General features: G+C 48.6%; 1 tRNA gene and 2 rRNA genes. All 3 read right to left on the reverse strand.

The window, feature by feature from the left end:
* Positions 1–716, reverse strand: a 23S ribosomal RNA gene (locus tag AC0KSB_RS08570); the annotation flags it as partial.
* 200 nt (positions 717–916) lie between these two features.
* Positions 917–992, reverse strand: a tRNA-Ala gene (locus AC0KSB_RS08575).
* A gap of 160 nt (positions 993–1,152) precedes the next feature.
* Positions 1,153–1,657, reverse strand: a 16S ribosomal RNA gene (locus tag AC0KSB_RS08580); the annotation flags it as partial.

Below are 1,657 nucleotides of genomic sequence, written 5' to 3' on the forward strand. Positions count from 1 at the left end.
GGTCTATAACAACTGACTTAACGCCCTATTAAGACTCGGTTTCCCTTCGGCTTCGTACCTTCAGTACTTAACCTTGCCAGCTGCCATAACTCGTCGGACCGTTCTACAAAAAGTACGCCGTCGAGCATAAACGCTCTTCGACTGCTTGTAAACACAGGGTTTCAGGTTCTTTTTCACTCCCCTCCCGGGGTTCTTTTCACCTTTCCTTCACAGTACTGCTTCACTATCGGTCACCGAGTAGTATTTAGGCTTGGAGGGTGGTCCCCCCGGCTTCCCACAAGGTTTCTCGTGTCTCGTGGTACTCTGGATACTGTCCAGCTCGCTCAGTTTTCGCATACGCGACTATTACGCTCTTTGGTCCCGGCTTTCCATCCGTTCATTCTGCTAACTGATTGAGATCCTTTTTACAGTCCACAACCCCATATTACCGAAGTAATATGGTTTGGCCTCTTCCGCTTTCGCTCGCCACTACTTACGGAATCTCTTTTGATTTCTACTCCTGGGGCTACTTAGATGTTTCAGTTCACCCCGTCTCCCTCCTGTATGCTATGTATTTACATACAGGTAATCAGGCATTTACCCTGATTGGGTTTCCCCATTCGGACATCTGCGGGTCTTAGGATATTTGCTCCTAACCGCAGCTTTTCGCAGCTTGTCGCGTCCTTCATCGGCTCTCGGTGCCAAGGCATTCACCCTGCGCTCTTAGTAACTTGACCTTTTTTTGGTTCTCTTCGTCGATATCCTGACACTTTAGATGAAGTTCCAATTCCAAGACTTGCTTCTTTAGCTTACCCTTTTGTGTACTCTAAATTTACAAGACCTTTTCTTCTTTGCTTCTCTTTGTCTTTTCTATCTTTGGTCTTTTTTCTTCTTTCCTTATGCAGTTTTCAAGGTGCATGTATGCTCACGTAAGAGCTGGTGGAGATAACGAGATTCGAACTCGTGACCTCCTGCTTGCAAGGCAGGCGCTCTCCCAACTGAGCTATACCCCCGTTTACATGTCAGGGACGAACCCTGAAGATTGAACAGTGTATCTTACTTATAAAAGACTTGCCTTCTTTTCTTCAACAGCCTGCCTGTTACAGCTCTTTGCTGAAGATCGACTTATAAGACTTACGATTATTGCGTCGACAATAATCATTGTCTCCTTAGAAAGGAGGTGATCCAGCCGCACCTTCCGATACGGCTACCTTGTTACGACTTCACCCCAATTATCTGTCCCACCTTCGGCAGCGCTCTCCTTACGGTTAAACTACTGACTTCGGGTGTTACAAACTCTCATGGTGTGACGGGCGGTGTGTACAAGGCCCGGGAACGTATTCACGGCAGTATGCTGACCTGCCATTACTAGCAATTCCGACTTCATGCAGGCGAGTTGCAGCCTGCAATCTGAACTGGGACAACATTTTGGGATTCGCTCGGCCTCGCGACCTGGCTGCCCTCTGTTGTTGCCATTGTAGTACGTGTGTAGCCCAGGACATAAGGGGCATGATGATTTGACGTCGTCCCCACCTTCCTCCGTTTTGTCAACGGCAGTCTCGCCAGAGTGCCCAGCTTAACCTGATGGCAACTGACAATAGGGGTTGCGCTCGTTGCGGGACTTAACCCAACATCTCACGACACGAGCTGACGACAACCATGCACCACCTGTCTCTCT

This window comes from Ercella succinigenes (assembly GCF_900002895.1).